General features: G+C 50.4%; 18 protein-coding genes and 1 tRNA gene. 10 read left to right on the forward strand and 9 right to left on the reverse strand.

Annotated elements, in window-relative coordinates; all coding sequences use genetic code 11:
* The first annotated feature begins 1 nt into the window (after position 1).
* Genes DXB92_RS08845 through DXB92_RS08860 form a run of 4 tightly spaced genes read left to right on the forward strand, consistent with a single transcriptional unit; the run spans position 2 to position 4,579 of the window.
* The gene (locus DXB92_RS08845; protein WP_117733601.1) at positions 2-1,681 is read left to right on the forward strand and encodes an adenylyl-sulfate reductase subunit alpha; all 1,680 of its coding nucleotides are present in this window, start codon (positions 2-4) and stop codon (positions 1,679-1,681) included.
* Positions 1,665-1,979: a ferredoxin family protein gene (locus tag DXB92_RS08850; protein WP_021683339.1), complete on the forward strand. Its 315-nt coding sequence runs from the start codon at positions 1,665-1,667 to the stop codon at positions 1,977-1,979. The genes DXB92_RS08845 and DXB92_RS08850 overlap by 17 nt, the downstream gene beginning before the upstream one ends.
* Before the next feature lie 12 nt (positions 1,980-1,991).
* Positions 1,992-2,891 (forward strand): sulfate adenylyltransferase subunit CysD, encoded by a 900-nt coding sequence (gene cysD / locus DXB92_RS08855; RefSeq protein WP_021683340.1) that lies wholly within the window; start codon positions 1,992-1,994, stop codon positions 2,889-2,891.
* Entirely contained in the window at positions 2,891-4,579 is a 1,689-nt protein-coding gene (locus DXB92_RS08860; protein WP_117733602.1) for a GTP-binding protein, read from the forward strand. The genes cysD and DXB92_RS08860 overlap by 1 nt, the downstream gene beginning before the upstream one ends.
* Positions 4,580-4,887: 308 nt before the next feature.
* On the opposite strand, the gene DXB92_RS08865 is transcribed toward DXB92_RS08860, so the two are convergent.
* Positions 4,888-5,277 carry a DUF2185 domain-containing protein gene (locus DXB92_RS08865; RefSeq protein ID WP_021683343.1) on the reverse strand — a complete coding sequence of 130 codons (390 nt, stop codon included), beginning with the start codon at positions 5,275-5,277 and terminating at the stop codon, positions 4,888-4,890.
* Between the two features lie 72 nt (positions 5,278-5,349).
* Positions 5,350-6,120 (reverse strand): type III pantothenate kinase, encoded by a 771-nt coding sequence (locus DXB92_RS08870; protein WP_021683344.1) that lies wholly within the window; start codon positions 6,118-6,120, stop codon positions 5,350-5,352.
* Between the two features lie 335 nt (positions 6,121-6,455).
* Between DXB92_RS08870 and DXB92_RS08875 the strand changes: the two genes are divergently transcribed.
* Positions 6,456-6,866 carry a hypothetical protein gene (locus tag DXB92_RS08875; protein ID WP_117733603.1) on the forward strand — a complete coding sequence of 137 codons (411 nt, stop codon included), beginning with the start codon at positions 6,456-6,458 and terminating at the stop codon, positions 6,864-6,866.
* A gap of 36 nt (positions 6,867-6,902) precedes the next feature.
* Here DXB92_RS08875 and DXB92_RS08880 read toward each other — a convergent pair whose 3' ends face one another.
* From DXB92_RS08880 to DXB92_RS08900, 5 genes are all read right to left on the reverse strand, one after another.
* Positions 6,903-7,448, reverse strand: coding sequence for a hypothetical protein (locus DXB92_RS08880; protein WP_117733604.1), 546 nt, complete (start codon positions 7,446-7,448; stop codon positions 6,903-6,905).
* Entirely contained in the window at positions 7,405-7,614 is a 210-nt protein-coding gene (locus tag DXB92_RS08885) for a hypothetical protein (protein ID WP_117733605.1), read from the reverse strand. Before DXB92_RS08885 ends, DXB92_RS08880 begins: the two co-directional genes overlap by 44 nt.
* Positions 7,615-7,811: 197 nt before the next feature.
* Entirely contained in the window at positions 7,812-9,755 is a 1,944-nt protein-coding gene (locus DXB92_RS08890) for a GHKL domain-containing protein (protein WP_117733606.1), read from the reverse strand.
* Entirely contained in the window at positions 9,752-11,317 is a 1,566-nt protein-coding gene (locus DXB92_RS08895; protein WP_147330041.1) for a hypothetical protein, read from the reverse strand. Before DXB92_RS08895 ends, DXB92_RS08890 begins: the two co-directional genes overlap by 4 nt.
* 4 nt (positions 11,318-11,321) lie before the next feature.
* Entirely contained in the window at positions 11,322-12,044 is a 723-nt protein-coding gene (locus DXB92_RS08900) for a LytTR family DNA-binding domain-containing protein (RefSeq protein WP_117733608.1), read from the reverse strand.
* Positions 12,045-12,315: 271 nt separating this feature from the next.
* Here DXB92_RS08900 and DXB92_RS08905 point away from each other — a divergent pair, with 271 nt between their 5' ends.
* From DXB92_RS08905 to DXB92_RS08925, 5 genes are all read left to right on the forward strand, one after another.
* Positions 12,316-13,206, forward strand: a complete 891-nt coding sequence (locus DXB92_RS08905; protein ID WP_040648206.1) for a hypothetical protein — start codon at positions 12,316-12,318, stop codon at positions 13,204-13,206.
* A 217-nt stretch (positions 13,207-13,423) separates the two neighbouring features.
* Positions 13,424-13,621: a TM2 domain-containing protein gene (locus DXB92_RS08910; protein WP_040648207.1), complete on the forward strand. Its 198-nt coding sequence runs from the start codon at positions 13,424-13,426 to the stop codon at positions 13,619-13,621.
* A gap of 326 nt (positions 13,622-13,947) precedes the next feature.
* Entirely contained in the window at positions 13,948-15,909 is a 1,962-nt protein-coding gene (locus DXB92_RS08915; RefSeq protein ID WP_117733609.1) for a clostripain-related cysteine peptidase, read from the forward strand.
* A 314-nt stretch (positions 15,910-16,223) separates the two neighbouring features.
* Positions 16,224-17,570 carry an MATE family efflux transporter gene (locus DXB92_RS08920; RefSeq protein ID WP_117733610.1) on the forward strand — a complete coding sequence of 449 codons (1,347 nt, stop codon included), beginning with the start codon at positions 16,224-16,226 and terminating at the stop codon, positions 17,568-17,570.
* Positions 17,571-17,726: 156 nt separating this feature from the next.
* Positions 17,727-17,802: transfer RNA gene (locus tag DXB92_RS08925), tRNA-Pro, on the forward strand.
* Positions 17,803-17,994: 192 nt separating this feature from the next.
* On the opposite strand, the gene DXB92_RS08930 is transcribed toward DXB92_RS08925, so the two are convergent.
* Together DXB92_RS08930 and DXB92_RS08935 are read right to left on the reverse strand one after the other, a co-directional pair.
* Positions 17,995-18,759 carry a tRNA threonylcarbamoyladenosine dehydratase gene (locus tag DXB92_RS08930; protein ID WP_117733611.1) on the reverse strand — a complete coding sequence of 255 codons (765 nt, stop codon included), beginning with the start codon at positions 18,757-18,759 and terminating at the stop codon, positions 17,995-17,997.
* Entirely contained in the window at positions 18,759-19,952 is a 1,194-nt protein-coding gene (locus tag DXB92_RS08935) for a PLP-dependent aspartate aminotransferase family protein (protein WP_117733612.1), read from the reverse strand. The genes DXB92_RS08930 and DXB92_RS08935 overlap by 1 nt, the downstream gene beginning before the upstream one ends.
* Positions 19,953-20,274 lie beyond the last annotated feature (322 nt).

A 20,274-nucleotide genomic window follows, 5' to 3' on the forward strand; every position in this document is an offset into this window, starting at 1 on the left:
AATGAAAATCGAACGCTGCAAAACAGATGTACTGATCATCGGCGGCGGCACAGCCGGTTGCTATGCGGCACTGACCATTGCAGATCAGTCTGATGCAAAAGTACTGATCTGTGAAAAGGCTCATATCAAACGCAGCGGCTGTCTGGCAGCCGGTGTCAATGCACTGAATGCGTATATTACAGAGGGCAGAGTGCCGCAGGATTATGTGGACTATGCCCGAAAAGATGCCGACGGAATCGTTCGCGGCGATCTGCTTCTCACCATGTCTGAACGGCTCAATCAGGTGACCGAGCATATGGAACGTCTGGGGCTGGTGATCCTCAAAGATGCAAACGGAAAGTACGTGGCACGCGGCAACCGCAATCTGAAGATCAACGGCGAAAACATGAAGCCGATCCTGGCAAAGGCTGTAGAGGCTCTGCCGCAGGTGACGATTAAGAATCACGTCAACATCACGGACTTCTTCGTGAAAGACAACCGGATCCAGGGGGCATTCGGCTTCAACATTCAGGACGGCACCATGTATGTCATTGAAGCCAATGCCGTTATGATCGCCACCGGCGGTGCGGCTGGTCTGTATAAGCCCAACCACCCCGGCTTCTCCCGCCACAAAATGTGGTATCCGCCTTTTAATACGGGGGCAGGCTACGCGATGGGCATTCGTGCCGGTGCAGAGATGACCACCTTTGAGATGCGGTTCATTGCTCTGCGTTGCAAGGACACCATTGCTCCTACCGGTACACTGGCACAGGGCGTGGGAGCCAAGCAGGTGAATTCGCTGGGCGAGGTCTATGAAACCAAGTACGGGCTGACCACCTCGGAACGTGTCTACGGCACAGTCAGCGAGAACCTTGCCGGCAGAGGTCCCTGCTATCTGCGGACAGAGGGCATCACGCCGGAACAGGACGATTCCCTGATGAAAGCCTATCTGAACATGGCACCGTCCCAGACGCTGAAGTGGATCGAGAACGGCAGGAAACCTTCTCAGCAGAATGTGGAGATCGAGGGCACAGAGCCGTATATCGTAGGCGGTCATACCGCCAGCGGCTACTGGGTGGACACCAAGCGTGCCACCACGATAGAGGGGCTGTACGCCGCCGGAGATGTTGCCGGCGGATGTCCCCAGAAATACGTTACCGGTGCGTTGGCGGAGGGTGAAATTGCCGCAGAATCCATGCTGGAATTCCTACGTTCCCATACGCCGGTGCCGCCGGAAGAAACGGCGGTACAGGAGCACCTTGCAGAAGCAGCACATTTTCTGACAACAGACGGCGGGCTGTTTGATACGGAACAGCTGGAAGATGCGATGCAGACCGTCATGGACACCTATGCCGGCGGTATCGGTACCAATTACCGGTTCCACGAAAAGGAACTGGACATTGCCGATGACAAGATCGCACGGCTGACGGAACTGTCCGACCAGCTGCATGCAGCGGATTATCAGGAACTGATGTATATTTACGAACTGCGGGAACGGCTTCTGGTGTGCCGCAGCGTGATCGCACACCTCAAGGCGAGAAAAGAAACCCGCTGGCACAGTTTTGCCGAAAATCTGGACTATCCGGAAAAGGACGATGCACACTGGAAGAAATACGTCAATTCCCGCATGAAAAACGGAAAGCTGGAAATCGTTTTCCGCGATCTGGTAGAGGAGGGACAGAACTATGAGCATTGCCATTAACGCCAAGCAGTGTGTCGGCTGCGGAAAATGCAGCATGGTCTGCCCCGGCAGTCTGATTCACATGAATGCAGACGGAAAAGCGTTTATCAAGTACCCGAAAGACTGCTGGGGCTGCACCTCCTGTCTGAAGGAGTGTGCAGTACACGCCATTCGCTTTTATCTGGGAGCAGATATGGGCGGCATGGGCAGTCTGGTACACACGGAAAAAGAGGGCGATGTCCTACGCTGGATCATCGATCACCCCGACGGAAAAACCAGTGAGATCCGTATCCATACCAAACAGTCGAACCAATATTGAGGAGGAAACCTTATGCACGAATTGTCACATCTTGACGAACTGGAAGCAGAGGCAATCTACATTATCCGAGAAGTTGCGGCAGAATGCGAAAAGCCGGTAATGCTGTACTCCATCGGCAAGGATAGTTCCGTAATGCTGCATCTGGCGATGAAAGCATTTTATCCGGAAAAGCCGCCTTTCCCGTTCTTACATATCGATACCACATGGAAGTTCAAGGACATGATCCGTTTCCGTGATGAAACTGCCAAGAAGCTGGGCATTGAGATGCTGGTCTACACCAACGAAGAAGGTGTCAAGCAGGGCATCAACCCCTTTGACCACGGTGCAGCTTATACCGACATCATGAAGACACAGGCTCTGAAACAGGCTCTGACCAAGTACGGCTTTACCGCAGCATTCGGCGGCGGCAGACGTGACGAGGAAAAGTCCCGTGCGAAAGAACGAATTTTCTCGTTCCGGAACGAAGCACAGGCGTGGGACCCGAAGAACCAGCGTCCGGAAATGTGGAAGCTGTACAACACCAAGATCAAAAAGGGCGAAAGCATGCGGGTATTCCCGATCTCCAACTGGACGGAAAAGGACATCTGGCAGTATATCAAGCGGGAAAACATCGACATCGTGCCGCTGTATTTTGCAGCAGAACGTCCGGTCGTTTATCGGGACGGCAATATCATTATGGTAGATGACGACCGTCTGCCGCTGAAGCCGGGCGAAAAGCCGGAGTATAAATCCATTCGGTTCCGTACCCTCGGCTGCTATCCGCTGACCGGCGGTATTGAATCAACAGCTACCACGCTGGACGAGATCATTGATGAAACCCTGAGTTCCGTTTCTTCGGAGCGAACCTCCAGAGTTATCGATAACGAGGCAGCCGGCAGCATGGAACGCAGAAAGCGGGAGGGATACTTCTAATGAAGGGTTTATTGAAATTTATCACATGCGGCAGCGTAGACGACGGAAAATCCACGCTGATCGGACATATTCTCTATGATGCAAAGCTGCTGTACGCAGACCAGGAAAAGACACTGGAACTGGACAGCAAGGTGGGCAGCCGCAGCGGTGCCATTGACTACTCCCTGCTGCTGGACGGTCTGATGGCAGAACGGGAACAGGGTATCACCATTGACGTGGCATACCGGTACTTCACCACCGACAACCGCAGCTTTATCGTTGCAGACACCCCCGGACATGAAGAATACACCAGAAACATGGCGGTAGGTGCATCTTTCGCTGACTTGTCTGTAATTCTGGTTGACGCTTCGCAGGGTGTGCTGGTGCAGACCAGACGGCATGCCCGAATCTGCAAGCTGATGGGTATCCGCTATTTTGTCTTTGCGGTAAACAAGATGGACTTGGTGGGCTACAGCGAAGCACGGTTCCGCGAGATCGAAGCACAGATCGCAGAACTCCGCAAGGAGCTGGAACTGGAAAACGTATACATCATTCCGCTGTCTGCAACAGAGGGCGACAATGTGACCAAGAAGTCAGAGAACATTCCGTGGTATGACGGTGTGCCGCTTCTGGAATATCTGGAAAACGTGGACATTCACTCCGACAGCCACGAAAAGGGCTTCTATATGCCGGTACAGCGTGTATGCCGTCCGGATCACACTTTCCGTGGTTTTCAGGGACAAATCGAAGCCGGTACAGTTCGCGTAGGCGATTCGATCACCACGCTGCCCAGCAATGAAACTGCTACCGTCAAGGGCATTCTGATGACAGATCAGTCTGTGGACGAAGCCTTTGAGGGACAGCCGGTCACCATTTCGCTGGACAAGGAAGTGGACGTTTCCCGCGGCTGCGTTTTCGTCAAGGACGCAGATGTGGCAGTATATAAGAAGCTGACAGTTTCTCTGCTGTGGATGGACGATGAACCGCTGAGCATCGGCAAGGACTATCTGGTGAAGCTGGGAACCAAGCTGATCCCCGGCATTCTGACTAAGGTGGATTATGCCATTGATGTCAACACCGGTGCACATCAGGAAACAGACACACTGGAAAAGAACGGCATTGCCGTTTGCGAGATCCTGCTGACAGAGGGCATTGTGGCAGATCTGTTCTCCAATCACAAGGTGCTGGGCGAACTGATCCTGATCGACCGTGTGACGAATATGACTTCTGCCTGCGGCGTTGTCGATGCTGTCAGTGAGAAGGTCAGCAGCACTGCCGACCGCAACTCCTTCCAGTACGGCGACCTCAAGGCAAGAGGGGACATCTTCGAGGAATTCTACTACGATACCGAGAGCCTGAACGTGTTGAAGTACAATCCGGTGAGCCAGACCTATACAGTAGGGGACGAGATTCCCACCAGCGGCGACAGCTACCACTATCCGGACAGCTTCGACTGCATCGTACTCCGTGACGGCGTGGCTGTGCGGATCCGTGACAAGAAGATCACGGCAATCCTGCCGGCAAGCGAGTACACCTATGACAACGTACCGGTCATCAACGGACGCGGTTTTGAGGTACTGGTACACTCCGCCGAGGAAGCAAAGGCATTTTTGAGCGAGTATGCTCAAACCGGCGGACAGGATCAGGCATTCTTCAGCAAGTGGATGCACTTTGATACTTATCGTAAGGTTGTATTTCCGCAGCAGTAATTGTTGAGGAATATGATAAAAAAGAGAAAAGGACTGCCGAGGGGATTTCCTCACGGCAGCCGTTTTTTATTCTGGTATGAGAACATTCATCAAAACAGTTCACTGCGGATTTCTTCCAATGTGGGCGTTTGTTTTCCCCACTTTTGAAAAGCTTGTTCGCATTTCTTCAAGTCAATGACTTTACAGTCCATTCTCTCAATAATGGGAATGGTTTCAAAGAAATATTCCGGTATTTCCTCTTTAAGCTCCTTGCTATAGCATTTGAGTTTCAGAGTACATGCTTTGTTGTTTCTTGAAAAAGCTAGGATTTATCGCTTTTGCTTATCAACGAATATCGGCTTGCTACCATCATCAATTTCAAATGTATTACTTCCAGTTCGTATATAAACACTTCCTATTTCCGCATGAATATAAGGAATAATATCTCTGTCATAATTACATATTGTATTGATGGAAAGCACGTGATGATTGCTTGAATCATTCATATAAGATTCATCTTCATCACCTGCTAAAAAACGCCATCCGCTATCTGGGTTGTCTTCATCTGGAACTTCTCGATACATATATCCTACTTTAAAACCTTCTTTTGTTATTCTGTCGGATACAATGCATCCTTCTCCATTTGGTTCATTCCAATCAATTAATTTCTCTATTTTGATACTAAGAAAATCGTTGTTCTTATTTTTCTTGAAAAACATGATGATTCATCTCCTTAAATCTCGACTTGTTTCCCTTTTTCAAGTTGGATACACATTGTCTGCCTTTTCCTGTTACGCTTCCACATTCTTCTGATAGATCAGCTGCAAACCTTTCAGCAGAAGCAGGTTGTCCAGTACGATCTTGTGCCGGCAGTGGGGAATGATAAACTCCGACAGCCCGCCGGTGGCGAGAAATGTAGGCGTTTCGCCCAGTTCCTCCTCAATGCGGTCCAGCAGTCCGTCAATGCAGCCGGCGGCACCGTAGAGAATACCGCTTTTCATGCACTCTACTGTGTTGCTGCCGATGCATCGCTTTGGCGGATCGAGGGAAATTTTCGGCAGCTGTGCCGTCTTTTCCGTCAGAGCATTCATAGAGATGCCCACGCCCGGAGCGATCATGCCGCCGATGTGCCGCCGCTGGGCATCGATGACGGAAAGCGTTGTGGCAGTGCCCATATCGATGATGACAATGGGCGGCTGGTATTCGTGAAGTGCTGCCACGGCATCGGCAACGCGGTCGCTGCCCAGCTGTGCCGGATTGTCAATGGCGATCTGTAAGCCGGTTTTGACACCCGGTCCCACCAGAACCACGTGGCAGTGTGCAATTTTTTCCACGGCTTTCCGAACCGCATGGTTAATGGAGGGCACCACGGAAGAAATGATGCAGCCCTCGATTTCTGTGGTCTGGATCTGATAGATTTCCAGAATTGTTTTGATAGAAATGGCAAGCTCCAGAGATGTGGCGTTCTGATTGGTAGAAACCCGTTCTACAAATAAAATCTGCTGCTCCTGAAAGCCGCCGATGACAACATTGGTGTTGCCGATGTCAATGGCAAGTACCATGAAAAGACCTCCTGAGATAGGGCAGCGTGTAGGCTGCCGTAGATTCGGGCGTGTTTCCTTAGGGCAATACCGCACAATCTTTGTGCGGTATTGCCTATGAAATTCATAAATAACTTTACTCATGATATATGATATACTTCTTTCATTGCTCCTGATAGATTGGAAACACGCGATATGTTTTATTATAACACAATTTCGGAAAAAGTGCAAGGTACGTTGACTTCTCTCTGCGAAAATGCTATAATAAAAACACAAAAATTAAGGAAACACTGAATAAAGCCCGCCTGACGGCTTTATGCAGTGTTTTCTTAACGCACAAAAACGGAGGTGTACAGATGCAGAACGTTGCAGTTTTATTCGAACAGGCGGCGGAGCAGTTCGCGGCAGCTTATCCGGAAAACGGACCCTTGTCCCCGTGGATCACGGAACAGCTGGGCGTTACAGAACCGTATCTGCGGGGAAAAGCCGGCGTTGCCCTGCTGCTGCTTCGGCTGGTACAGCGGCAGCTTACCGGCAACCCGATTCCCCTTTGTCGGGACATGCTCCCCATAGAAGACCGTGCGGCAGCAGTGCCGGAACTGGAATCAGTACAAATCTGGTGGCATCGCTGGCTGGGGTGTGGTATCGGCATGGGCTTTTCCGGCTGGGAAAGTTTGTGGCAGGCAGCAGACGAGGCGTTGCAGCTGCTGCCGGAAACACTGCCGGCACTCTGCTGTGCAGAGATTCTGCGGAGATTTGAAGGATAAAATAAAACCCGTTCTTGCGTGTGCTAAGAACGGGTTTTATAGGTTCATATACATCGGAATGCAGCCATCTAAAAATCTGCTTTCTGATTTTAACATAAATGTTTCAAATACAGAGAAGAAATTTTTTCGATAAAAATTGACTGCTTTTGGAACAGCATAAAGAATGACTTTATCCGCACCACAGTACTTTTCTGTAAAATCATAGATTTTGGAAATTGCGAAATTAAATATTATATCACTCAGCGTTCCGTCTTCCGGATCATCAGAATATGGAATATGCTGATATGCTTCATCTACTGCAAACATCTTGATTTCTACTGCTGGATAAATGGTTGGGTGTCCTCGAAATTCTATAATAAATCCGGAACAGCTTAATGCAAAATATCCAATCACAGCATTCTTTTTTTCATCAGTAATCAGGAAAGAAACAGCTTGTGTATCTTTTTTCGCTTCTGATTTGAGATAATGATTGATGACCTCATTGCCACAGTCAAATTTTTCTGTCAGAAAAGCGTTCTCCTCTGTAATAAGAAGTGGTTCACTGATTTGAATTTGGTTCCCGTACAGGATTGTTTTCTGCATTTTTCTTCATCTGTTCCTCTAGTTTTTTGGCACGTTTTAATATTTTTTCCTTTGTTTTCGGATCGGATTTCTCATGTAAAAACGCTTCTGCTTTTTCAGGAGCGACAACAAATGCACAAGAAACCGGTTTTGCAAAAATAGACAGCATATGCTTTTCCTCCTTCAATGTCCTGCACCTCCTACAGATAGTATACCTGCTTGGAAGTGTGTCTATACGTTTTCGCTTTCTTTTGACAATTTGATTATATCATAAAAATATGCAAAAGTCAATGGAAAAACGAATGAATCGAATACTAAAAAAGCGTGTTCTGCCCACACAAAACACGCTTTTCGACAAAGCAGTCACCGTTACGGTGCTGCTTTTTATTTTTCTATAGGAATCATGATTCCCACCCGAAACAATTCTGCACTGGGCTGTACGTCCAGTGTGCCCTTGTGCTTTTCCACAAGGTGCATGGCAGAGGAAAGCCCGATGCCGTGGTATTCGTTGTTGTTCTTTCGGGTAAAAAAGCCCTGCTGTTCCTTTGGTGCAAGCATACCGTCGTAGGTGTTTTCGATCACCATATACCAGAATGCAGGCTTGCAGGCAGTTTTCAGCCGAATTCGTTTTGTTGCTTCCGGCGGCATTCGCAGACACGCTTCTACGGCGTTTTCCAGCAGGTTTCCCAGCAGGGTGCACAGTTCTACGTCGGTCATGGAAAACGGTTCCGGAATCTGAAATTGCAGGGACAGGTCAATGTGCCGGATCTCCGCCAGATTGTCATAGTAGAACAGCAGGGCATCTACTGCCGGTCTGCCGCAATAGGTTTCCATGATTTTTCCAGATCCGCTGCTGTATTCGCCCACAGAGTCCAGATACTCCAGAATCACCTGATCGCCGGTTTGTTCTGCCAGCGTGTGCAGTGTGCGGAGATGGTGGCGGAAATCGTGGACAAACCGCCGGCGGATCTCGACCTGTTCCCGCAGCTGGAAGGTGTAGTTGGTCTGCATGATCAGCTGCTTTTCAGCATTGTGGTTCTGCTGCTGGAGCAGGCGGTTCTGGGTGTAACTTTCTGCTAAAAATTTCCATAGCATCGTAGCCAGCATGTAGATCAGCACCGTGCAGACCCATTCCAGAAACCATCCGCCAAAGATCGGGTCGTATGCCGGATAGATACGATCCCAGAGGCAGGCACAGCCGAAAAAGAGGGATACATAGAAAAGCCGATGATTCTTTTCGCTTTTGCGGGCGGTCAGGAATGCTGTGAAGATCAGATACGCCGAAAGCAGTAGCTTATATCCGGCAAGAAGTCGGGAAACAGCGGCAATGCCCCAGTCCGGTATGCTGGCTGCACCGAAAAAATACACCGAAACGCCAACGCAGATCCCCACAGCAACGCCGCAGCTGATGCGGGAAGCCGTGGCAGCAATGCCGCAGACCTGATTGTGCAGATAGAGCAGCAGAGTCAGTGTTCCGTAGCAGCACAGCGTTTCCAGCCAGTAAGTGGGAAACACCGGCAGCAGAAAGAGCGTGTGTAGCAGGGGATACACTGTCCATCCGATCATCAGCAGACAGAGCAGTGCCAGAAGGGCAGTATTTTTGTGGCGTGTCCGAAGCCAGAAGTACCCGCAGATGAGAATGGCAACCTGAAATGTGAAAATCGTACAGAGCCGCAGCCCCAGCCGGATTCCACGGGTGTAATTCAATGCCTGCGGTGTACCGAACGCTGGCGGAAAAGTCATGCCGCTGTAGAAATAGGACTGATTATTGACAGCGATCAGTATGGTGATCATGCCGTTTTCGTCCGGAAAAAAACTGACCAGCCGGCTGCCGGTCGCGTCCCGATAGTGGTCTGGGTCGGGATTTCCGATAGACAGAGCCGGATCGCCGTTGATATACAGCTGGTATGCTGAAAATACTTCCGGCATACCCAGAGAATAACTGATGCGGGTACTGGGCACCTGAATGCGGAGCAGATAAGTGCCGCAGCCAAGCTGTGTCTGGCCGCTCTGTCCGGAGAGATCCATGCGGTTTCCGGACTGGAGATTGACATAGGTCATATACCGGTCTGGGTCGCCGTCCTGAAAGTCTGCCGGTGTCAGCAGCACATTGGGATAATATGCCCAGTCATGCCACAGATAACGGCTGGGGTGCTGTTCCATGTCCGCTTCGGAAAGGATCAGCAGTCCGTTGATGGGCTGAGTGGTATGCTGCGTATATTTGTTGTTGAAACGGTACAGCCCGCTGAAAAACAGCGATGCCAGAAGCACGGACAGCAGCATGCCCAGATATAACCGGAGCATCTGCCTGCGATTCTGCCGGTTCATCGTTTTTGATTCCTTAGCCGCAGGAACAGAAAGATGCCCAGTCCTGTCGCAGCGATTCCGCCTGCCAGCCAGAAAATCCAGTACGGAGCATTATGCTCTGCCTCTGCTGCCGGAATGGAGAAGATTCCCAGATAACTGGTATCCATGCGGTAAGCGTGGCTGTCTGCATCGTATTCCAACAGCTGTGCGGCTCCGTTGACTTCCAGTGCTGGTTCGGCATCTTTGGAAAAGAGCGATTCCGGAAACCACAATGTCACTTCTTTTTGCAGGGAAACATTTTCGTCATTTACGGTGACTTGTACGGCGTAGTTGCCGTCCTCTTTTGGTGTGATCGAAACAGTGACGGTGTCGGCGTCGGTATAGGGGAATGCTCCCTGCGGAATGGAAAGAGTAACGCCGTTTTTGGAGAATACCGCATTGCCGCTTTGTTCGAACATGCACTGCAGCCGGTATCCGGAAATGGTATCCCGATCGCTGTCCGAGTATTCCAGCATGGGAGCTGCAGCAGTTGTCTTGCTCTGGGCGGTGCTGGCTTCGGAAGTAGCAGAAGCAGCTGTGGTCTGGGCAGCGGCAGTTTCCGCAGGGGTGCGGTTGACAGAATATGCCTTTTTCTTGTGTTCTTCCCGCGGCGAACCGGCGTTGTCATTTTCCTCTGCTGCGGCAGGCACAGCTGCCGGTGCCTTGATCTGAGCCGCCTGTGTTTGTGTGGTGGTGGAAGCGGCAGATCGTGTTTCTGTCGGTGCAGCTTCCGGAGCCGCAGGAGCCGGCTGGGAAACCGCCGGCGTAGGAGAAGCCACATTGTCGCTGCCGTCCCGATCGCCGCCTATGGAGATCACCTTGGTCTGACTGCCGTCTTCGAAAATGCCGATGTACTGCGAACGGGTATCTTCGGTCTGCACATAAAAATAGGTGTACCACTTTTCCGGCAGACGATTTCGATGAATGAAAAAGCCGTTCTGGCAAATCGATGCCATTTCGTTGTCGCACAATGTCCATGTACAGTCGTCCAGCTCAGCATCGTCACAGGGCTGCTCGCTGGAATAGGCATAAACGCTGTCGCCCTCATGGAGCTCCGGCAGGCAGTAAATGACGTGGCTCTCCGCTGTGGTGCGTGCACAGAACAGGTCAAATGCTTCCGGCTGGCTGATGCAGACCGGAATGGAAATGTTCTCCAACTCCGGAGCAAGCACATAGTTTGCAGCATCTCTGTCGGAATCGTCAATGCACAGATGCACAGTAACGGTATAGCTTCCCGCAGTCTGAATGTCCACCGCTTCCCAGCCGGAGATCTCCGCCAGAAGCAGGGCTTCGCCGCCGTTCTCATTATAAGCGATCAGATAGGAAACCGCATCTTCCAGATAATACTGAGATTCTTCCAGTTCGAGAGTATCCCCTTCGGCAATGAGAAAGCCGCTGAAAAATACGTCGGCAGAAGCGATCGCGGTGAGAACCTCCGGTTCTTCCTCCGCTTCAGCTGAAACCGGAATGCTGCTGCCGAGGCAGGTTAGCAGAAAAAGGAAAAGCACGGCAAATTTGCCGAAACGTTTTGAAGCACACATCAAAGCATCAATCCTCCTTTGCCATTTGGTCGTAGAGATAGGTACGCCAGAGTTCGCCGATTTTTTTCTTGTTGCGGATATTGATCGGCAGCGTTTCGCCGTTGGAGAGCCGGAACAGATTGCCGTCCATGTCCTGAATGTGCTGCATGTTTACGAGAATGCCGCGGATACAGGGGAGAAAGCGTTCGTCAGCCTCCAGCGATGCCGTCAGCTTTCCGAAGGAAACAGCAAGAGAGATGCATTCCGTTTCCGTGTGGATCACCGTCGTGTGTCCCTGTACATCAATATAAAGGATCTTTTCGGTGGGAATGCTGCGGGGGACATTTTCTTGTACAATTTCCAGAAATGGCACAGCATAATCCGGCTGTAGTTCCAGAAACTGCATTGCCTGTTCGAATTCCTCCGGCACAATGGGCTTTACCAGATAGTACACCGCCCGCACGGAATAGCTTTGCCGGAGAAAGTCGGTGCTGCTGGAGAGAAAGATCAGTTTTGTGCGGCTGCCGGCGGCGAACAGTTCCCTGGCAACGTCCATGCCGGTCTTTTGCTTCATATAGATGTCCAGAAAAACCACATCGAAAGTCCGGTGCTGTGCGGCTTCCAGATATTCTTCAGCACAGGTGAATTCTTCCAGTTCCGCGGTGATGCGGTGTTTTTTCAGGTAGACGTGCAGATATAATTTCAGACTGTTGCGGTCTGCGGCAGAGTCATCGACAAGTGCAATATTCATATGCAAAAATCACCTCCGTTGCATTGTAGATTTTTGAATAGGCATACGAATACAGATTACATTATAGCATATTTTTCATGGAATGTCTAGGGATTTTTTTGCGTTTCATGAAGAAAAACTGCGTTTTGCGTAAATCGTATTGCATAATTGTGAAAAATCCAGTATAATTATATCATCAACAGCGGTGCTTTTCGAAAGCAGTGCTGGAATAGAAATCAGAGCAGGACAGATGAAAGCGTGTTCTGCTGAGGCTGAAAAGGAGTTAGAATTAATGAAACTGAGAAAAATGTTAGCATGGCTGACTGCGATGGCAATGCTCGGAACTGCCGCACTGGCAACCGGCTGCGGCTCGGAAGAAACATCTTCCTCCAAGGCGGAAACCTCTGCTGCGGAAACTGAAGAAGCTGCTGATGCAGCAGATGATGCAGAAGTAGATGAACTTGCAGAAGATGATGCAGAAAGCGGCAGTGTGGACGATGAAACCGCAGCGTATGCCGATGCACTGGCAGGTACTCTCTGGCTGGGCATGGATACAGAATATAACTGCTATGCTATGGGCTTCAATGAAGAAGAGATCGTATTTGAAGCAGATGACGGTTCTTCTGCTTCCGGTTATTGGGGTGTTACCGCAGGTGACCCTACCATTTATATTTTCGATGATGCAGAACTGACCAACCAGATCGCTTCCATTCCGTGGAGCTATGATATGGAAAATGACGTGATGATCCTCAACAACAATGTCATCATGGCACAGGCAGATAACTACAGCTTTTCTGATGCAGCAACTGCAATGCAGGAAATGGCAACTGCCGCAAAGGTACAGGAATACTTGCAGGGTACTTACTGGGTAGGCACCGATGACACCAGTGCATCTGCTATTTCTATGAGCAGCGACACGCTGGAGATCATTGAACTTAGTCAGGACGGCACACTGGATCAGGGCTCGTTCCTGTGGAGCATGGATTATGATACTCTGAATGCCTACGATGAGAATTACAATCTTCTGGCAAGCTTTGGCTGGGATATTTCGGAAGATGGCTCGGAACTGCAGCTGACCAGCGACGGCGAGAGCATCGTATATACACAGGTATCGGAAGAAGATGCCAATGCCGTGGTAGAGTATCTGTATTCGGCAATGGGTCTGGAAGAATCCGCAGAATAAAGTGTGTAAAGGAAACACTGTATAAAGGCAGCACTGCCGCACAGGCTTTGTGCGGTGTTGCCTGAAGTTTGTCTGATGGTTTGGCATGCAATCTGCCGAAAAATCTGATGACGCATCTTATGCACAAGTTTTGTACAGTGTTGCCCTAAAACTATATAATTATAATACTGTTCCAATGGCAGACTGGAACGACATGGGACGAAAGGAGATTATGACCATGAAAAGCAAAACTACAGCAATTATTCTCTCGATTCTTCTGGGAGAACTGGGCGTGGATCGTTTTTATTTGGGATATACCGGTTTGGGTATCCTGAAGCTGATCACAGCAGGCGGTTTCGGAATCTGGTGGCTTATTGATCTGATTCTGATCATTACCGGAAAACTGACAGCCAAGGACGGCAGCGAACTGGTATAAGCACAAGGCAACAAAGGCATTGTTCCCCTGTGCCTTTCAACTGTTCATATTGGAATGATACAGGCTCACAAAGCCGCTGTAAAAAGCAGAGATTTTTATCTCTGCTTTTTTTGAAAGGCAATACCACACAAAGAGCGTCTGGCGACTTTGCACGCCATCTGCTTGCAAATTTCCCGTCATATTTCACAAAAATGCTCGTGAATACATCAAGTATTCACTCCGCTTTTTGTTTCATCTGACGAAAAATTTGACGACGCATCTGTCGCACAATCTTTGTGCGGTATTGCCGAAAATGAAAAAATGAGAAATGACGAAAGGAACTGTTTATGCCGGTATTTTTGCGAAAATGTGCCGCAGTCTGCATGGCGGCAGTACTGAGCTTAGTGACAGTCGGCTGTCTGGACTGGGAAGAAGATATTCCGCTGGAGGAACAGGGGAATGCTTCGGATACCTATACCCTGATGCTGTACATGTGTGCTTCCGATCTGGAATCCGAGTGCGGATTTGCCACGGAAGACCTCAACGAGATCATGTATGGCTATACCGCCGGCAACCTGAATGTGATCGTGCAGACTGGCGGCACAGCAGAATGGCAAAATACGGTAGTTGCAGATGACCGCTGCCAGCGGTATCAGGTGACAGAGGACGGTCTGGAATTAGTGGACGACAGTCTGGGCATGCAGAACATGGCAGACAGTGCTACACTGACCGACTTTATCCAATATTGCAGCAGCAATTACGCTGCCGATCACTACGGGCTGGTGCTGTGGGACCACGGCGGTGGTGTGGTTGGCGGCTATGGCTATGACGAAAATTTCGGCGGCGACAGCATGAGCCTGACGGAAATGTCCCGTGCTCTGGGCGATGCCAGTGTGCATCTGGATATGCTGGGGTTTGATGCCTGCCTGATGGCGAACTTTGAAACCTGCCTGATGGCGGCACCGTATGCCGATTATCTGATTGCCTCCGAAGAGCCGGAGCCGGGGTGCGGCTGGTACTATACCGACTGGATCGGAAAGCTTTCGGAAAACTGTGGGATTCCGCCGAAACGTTACGGGCGGCAGATCATTGACGACTATATCACAGAAAGCGGCTGGGATTCGCCCAGTATGTATTCCACGCTGGGCATGTTTGATTTGCAGCAGGTGACACAGAAGCTGCTGCCGGCATTGAGCCAGTTCTCCGATGATGCAGTGCAGCAGCTTTCCGCAGGGGAGTACCGCCGGATCTCCCAGAGTCGCAGCAATACCCGTGCGGTGTATCAGTCAGAACTGGATCACATCGATCTGCTGGACTATGCACAGCACAGCCAGAGCGAAACGGCAGACCAGCTGGAACAGGCAGTTTCCGACTGTGTTGTATATTATCGGGAAACGGAGAACGGCAGCGGGGACAACGGGTTATCCATTTTGTTCCCATATTATGATTTGTCCGCACTGGATATGCTGGAGGAGATGTATCAGACTTTGGGGTATGATGATGCATATCCGGCGTTTCTGGAGCAGTTTGCCAATGTTATGGCAGGTGGACAGATCTCTGTTTCCGGTTTTTCCAATACCCAGAATCACGCAGCTGCCAGCGAATACAGCGGCTTTCAGTGGTTCGATGCTGATGCCGGCTATGACGAATCCTACTACGAAACCTATAGTGCAGACCTGAGCCTGCTGGAAACCACGGAGGTGGACGGCAGGTGTGTGCTGGAGCTTTCGGAAGAAGACTGGGAGATCGTCAATGATGCCGCAATGCAGATGTTTGCCGTCTATGACGGATTCTATGTGGACATGGGGCTGGACGATTACTGCGAGTTCGACGACTACGGCAATCTGATCGTGGAATACGACCAGACATGGGTGGCACTGGACGGACAGGTCGTGCCGTTTTTCCACGAGTCCTATACCAGTGACGGGGACAGCTTTTTCACCTGCGGTTCTGTGCCGTGTGTCTATAACGGTATCGATGCGGAAATCGTGCTTGTCTGGGATACGGAGCACCCGTCGGGATATGCTGCCGGCGTTCGTCCGGTGTATACGGACAGCGTGGCAGCCAAGGGGTTGTATGACATCTGTGACGGGGACACGTTTCAGGTGTACTATGACATCTACGACGAGGATCTCAACTATGTGGAAACGATGACGCTGGACGATGAGATTTTCACCGTGCAGGACAGTCTGGAAGTTGGCTATGCAGATGCAGCAGAGCAACTGGGGGATACCTTTATTTATTACGTGCTGGAGGACATCTATAACAATACGTATTACACCGATTCGATTGCGTATTTGAAGGAATAGCTAAGGCAAATACCGGCAGTACGGAACAGGAAGTTTCCTGACGTGCTGCCGGTTTTTTCGTCGTATGAAGTGTCATCGTAGGAATATCAAATAACAACAACTCATTTCCCTTGTCGTTTTTTATTCACAGGAAGTGGTTGACTTTTCCACGGAGATCGTCCTATACTATAGAGTACGTTCCCATAAAAATGAAATGCACGTCTTTTCGGCAAAAGCATTTTATGGGAACACACTCTAAATTTTTGACAAGGAGCAAGGAAACGCTGCATAAAGCTTGTACATAAAAGCTTCCGGCGTTTCCGTAGTATGGCATCATGGGAAACGACTATCTGATTCGGCAGAAACCGTTTCGGGCACTGCTGGTGTTCGCCCTGCCGATGATTCTGGGGAATCTGTTCCAGCAGACATACACCTTGATGGATTCTGCCATTGTGGGAAGATACGTAGGAGAACAGGCTCTGGCGGCAGTGGGAGCCTCCTACGCCTTGACCAACATTTTCATCTGCATTGCCATTGGCGGCGGCATCGGGGCTTCGGTGGTGGTGAGCCGTTACTTCGGATCAAAAGAATTCCCCCGCATGAAGCTGGCAGTTTACACCGCCTGTCTGGCATTTCTGGGAGTCAGCATTCTGCTTGGCGGTTTCGGACTGGCATTGAGCCGACAGATCATGGAAGTCCTCCAAACGCCGGCAGATGTGCTGGACATGGCAGTGGACTATCTGAACATCTACTTCGCAGGGCTGCCGTTTTTGTTTTTATACAACGTGTTCTCCTCCATGTTCAATGCACTGGGAAAATCCCGTATCCCCTTATATTTCCTGATCTTTTCCTCGGTGTTCAACGTGGTGCTGGACATGGTGCTTGTCACAAAGGCAAACATGGGCGTAACCGGTGTGGCATGGGCAACGCTGATCGCACAGGGCATTTCGGCAGTGCTTTCCTTTCTCGTGCTGCTGCGGGAACTGAAGCGTTTCCCCAGCGGAAAAACCGGCATCTTCAGTCACACGGAACTGCTGCAAATGACACGCATTGCCCTGCCCTCCATTTTACAGCAGTCCACCGTTTCCATTGGCATGATGCTGGTGCAGTCGGTGATAAACAGCTTCGGTTCCGAGGCATTGGCTGGATTTTCGGCGGCAATGCGGGTGGAGTCCATTTGCATTGTGCCCATGGCGGCGTTCGGCAACGCCCTCTCCTCCTACACTGCCCAGAATCTGGGTGCCGGACAGGAAGAACGAGTGGTAAAAGGGTATCACGCCACGAACCGCATGGTACTTTGCAGTGCTGTCCTGATCTGCGTTTGCGTGGAACTGCTGGAACGCCCGCTGGTCGCTCTGTTTCTGGGAGCAGACGGCACAGAAACCGCGTTCTCCGTAGGCGAGGGCTACCTCACCTTTATGGGGTGGTTCTTCTGTTTCGTCGGTTTCAAAATGGCAGTGGACGGCTTGCTGCGTGGGGCTGGGGATATGAAAATGTTCACGGTCGCCAATCTGGTGAACCTTAGCATTCGCGTGATCGTTGCTGTGACAATGGCTCCGCGGTTTGGCATTTTTATGGTGTGGTGTGCCGTGCCTATCGGCTGGTTCTGCAACTGGCTGATTTCGTTTCTGGAATACCGCACGGGAAAATGGCGGCGAAAACAGACTGCGGTTTCGCAATAATAAGGAGTGGCGACCGTGCGGAACGGCAGATTCATTTTCAGGAATACATTTTGTTTGCTGATTTATCCATATCACAAATAGTTTTCTACGCAATCATTGACAACCCAGAAAAAACATGCTATAATTATTTATGCTGGTGTGCAGAAAGCACTTTATCTGGGTGTGGCGCAGTTGGTAGCGTGCTACCTTGGGGTGGTAGAGGCCGCCCGTTCAAGTCGGGTCACTCAGACCAGAATCAACACGCAGTTTCGAAGATTTTTCGGAACTGCGTGTTTTGTTTTGTGTGGGGGAACACTAGGGAAATCTGCAACAAAATTCTTGAACAACACCAATTGACAAAAAGAAGGCTGTACACGATTTTAAAGTGTACAGCCTTCTTTTGCATATCGTCAAGGAGAGCAGCTTGTTTTGTGCACTGCTGCCCTTACTCGATCTCTCCGATCAGATCTTTCACCACTTCTCCGGCAATGATCAGCCCTACCACCGACGGGACAAAGGCATTGCTGCCGGGGACCTGCCGCCGCTGGGTACACTTGCGGGCAGTGCCCGGCGGACAGATGCAATGGGTCTTACAGCTGTTTGCCATGTCCTCTTTCGGGGCAATGGGTTTTTCCTTGGAGTAGACCACTTTTAGCTTGGGAATCCCACGCTTTCGCAGTTCGTGCCGCATGACCTTTGCCAGCGGGCAGACAGAGGTTTCGTAAATGTCTGCCACTTCAAAGGCAGTGGGATCCATTTTGTTGCCGGCTCCCATGGAACTGATGATCGGCGTGCCGGCACGATACGCCTGCTCTATCATTTCCAGCTTGCCGGTGACGGTGTCAATGGCATCTATCACATAATCGTACTGGCGGAAATCAAACTGTGCGGCAGTGTCCGGCATGTAAAAGGCACAGTGGGTTTCTACCTGACAAACCGGATTGATCTGGAGAATGCGTTCTTTCGCCACCTCGACCTTGTATTTCCCCACCGTCTTTCGGGTTGCATAGATCTGCCGGTTGATGTTGGTCAGACACACGCGGTCGTCATCAATGAGATCCAGTGCTCCCACGCCGCTACGGGCCAGAGCCTCTACGGTATAGCCGCCTACACCGCCGATGCCGAACACTGCCACCCGTGCCTGTGCCAGCCGTTCCATTGCCGGCTTTCCCACCAGCAGTTCCGTTCTGGAAAATGCGTGCAACGCCATTACAGCAGTCCCTCCTTTGCAAATGCCTGTTCCAGATCGGCGATAATATCTTCCGTGTCCTCAATGCCCACGCTGAACCGGAAAAATCCGCCGTGGAATTCCTCGGGATACAGATACTGCCGTTCGTCATTTTCACCCAGAAAGACGATCAGGCTCTCGTCATGTCCCAGCGAAACCGCCGAGGTAATCACCTTCAGGTGGCTGACAAAACGGTTATAGGTGTCGTGATCGGCATGCAGCCCAAAGGACAGCACGCCGCCGAAACCGCCGTGCATCTGTTCTGCGGCGATCTCGTGTCCCTTGTGAGTTTCCAGTCCGGGGTATGCCACAAAGCGGACACCCTTTACCGTCTGAAGATACTTTGCCACCTGCAATGCGTTGGCATTGTGCTGCCGCATCCGCAGGGGCAGGGTAACTGCACCACGCATGATGAGCCATGCGTTAAACGGGCTGATCGTCGCACCCAGATTCACCTGCGATTGTGTCCGGATGATGTCCAGATATTTCTTTTTGCCAATGATCGCACCGCCCATGGCATCTCCGTGCCCGTTGATATATTTCGTCAGGCTTTCCACGGTGAAATCGGCTCCCAGTTCAATAGGTCGCTGGTTATAGGGCGAAGCAAAGGTGTTGTCCACCGACAGCAGAGCACCGTTTTCGTGGGCAATGTCTGCAATGGCACGAATGTCCGAGATCGTCAGCGTGGGATTGCCCGGCGTTTCGATGTGTACCAGCTTGGTGTTGGGACGAATCGCCTTTTTCACAGCTTCCAGATCAGAGGTGTCCACAATGGTCGTGTCCACGTGGAACTTGTTTTTCAGCAGTTCGTTCAGCAGGCGGTATACGGCAATATAGGTCACACTGGAGAATACCACATGATCGCCGCTTTCCAGCAGGGCGAAGAACAAGCCGGACAGTGCTGCCACGCCGCTTGCCAGCACAACGCAGTCCTCACCACCCTCCAGCGAAGCCAGCTTTTCCTGTAAATACTGCTGGTTAGAGCCGCCGTTTCGGGTGTACAGATTTTTGCCTGCACTGCTCCAGTTCAGATCGCTGGGGTCATAGGGCAGGGCATAGCTGTTTGCCATGGTGATCGGACGCTTGATCGCTCCGGTTTCCGCATCGATGTCGTTTCCTGTATGAACAGCTCTGGTCTGAAAGCCGTATTCATTTCCGAAAGTGTGTTTTTCCATGAGATTTGCTCCTCTCTGTGTTTTGTGTTCGAAAGCCTGTCGGCAGATTAGTATACATCTGAATTTTCTAATTCCTATAGTTTTGATAGGTTACATATGCTATTATACATGACAGAACGGAACTTGTCAAGGGGTTCTGGAATTTTTCTTGTCAACGGCAACGGAGAACTATATTCACCTTTATTTGCCAAAGAACTGTTGCGTCATGGATAAAATGTGAAAAAGCATCAAGTTTTACAATTCTATGTTGCAATTTGGGCAAAACAGATGTATAATAATACTATGCTATCTATAGGATAGTATTTCCATCATGCCGGCAAAA

The organism is Ruminococcus sp. OM06-36AC (genome assembly GCF_003438725.1).
GTDB lineage: Bacteria > Bacillota > Clostridia > Oscillospirales > Ruminococcaceae > Ruminococcus_C > Ruminococcus_C callidus.

What these genes read in the sequence shown, in the direction of transcription:
- DXB92_RS08845 (WP_117733601.1), top strand. Translation starts at nt 2, where the DNA reads ATGAAAATCGAACGCTGCAAAACAGATGTACTGATCATCGGCGGCGGC.
- DXB92_RS08850 (WP_021683339.1), top strand. Translation starts at nt 1,665, where the DNA reads ATGAGCATTGCCATTAACGCCAAGCAGTGTGTCGGCTGCGGAAAATGC.
- cysD (WP_021683340.1), top strand. Translation starts at nt 1,992, where the DNA reads ATGCACGAATTGTCACATCTTGACGAACTGGAAGCAGAGGCAATCTAC.
- DXB92_RS08860 (WP_117733602.1), top strand. Translation starts at nt 2,891, where the DNA reads ATGAAGGGTTTATTGAAATTTATCACATGCGGCAGCGTAGACGACGGA.
- DXB92_RS08865 (WP_021683343.1), bottom strand. Translation starts at nt 5,277, where the DNA reads ATGTTTTTCAAGAAAAATAAGAACAACGATTTTCTTAGTATCAAAATA.
- DXB92_RS08870 (WP_021683344.1), bottom strand. Translation starts at nt 6,120, where the DNA reads ATGGTACTTGCCATTGACATCGGCAACACCAATGTTGTCATCGGCGGC.
- DXB92_RS08875 (WP_117733603.1), top strand. Translation starts at nt 6,456, where the DNA reads ATGCAGAACGTTGCAGTTTTATTCGAACAGGCGGCGGAGCAGTTCGCG.
- DXB92_RS08880 (WP_117733604.1), bottom strand. Translation starts at nt 7,448, where the DNA reads ATGCAGAAAACAATCCTGTACGGGAACCAAATTCAAATCAGTGAACCA.
- DXB92_RS08890 (WP_117733606.1), bottom strand. Translation starts at nt 9,755, where the DNA reads ATGAACCGGCAGAATCGCAGGCAGATGCTCCGGTTATATCTGGGCATG.
- DXB92_RS08900 (WP_117733608.1), bottom strand. Translation starts at nt 12,044, where the DNA reads ATGAATATTGCACTTGTCGATGACTCTGCCGCAGACCGCAACAGTCTG.
- DXB92_RS08905 (WP_040648206.1), top strand. Translation starts at nt 12,316, where the DNA reads ATGAAACTGAGAAAAATGTTAGCATGGCTGACTGCGATGGCAATGCTC.
- DXB92_RS08910 (WP_040648207.1), top strand. Translation starts at nt 13,424, where the DNA reads ATGAAAAGCAAAACTACAGCAATTATTCTCTCGATTCTTCTGGGAGAA.
- DXB92_RS08915 (WP_117733609.1), top strand. Translation starts at nt 13,948, where the DNA reads ATGCCGGTATTTTTGCGAAAATGTGCCGCAGTCTGCATGGCGGCAGTA.
- DXB92_RS08920 (WP_117733610.1), top strand. Translation starts at nt 16,224, where the DNA reads ATGGGAAACGACTATCTGATTCGGCAGAAACCGTTTCGGGCACTGCTG.
- DXB92_RS08930 (WP_117733611.1), bottom strand. Translation starts at nt 18,759, where the DNA reads ATGGCGTTGCACGCATTTTCCAGAACGGAACTGCTGGTGGGAAAGCCG.
- DXB92_RS08935 (WP_117733612.1), bottom strand. Translation starts at nt 19,952, where the DNA reads ATGGAAAAACACACTTTCGGAAATGAATACGGCTTTCAGACCAGAGCT.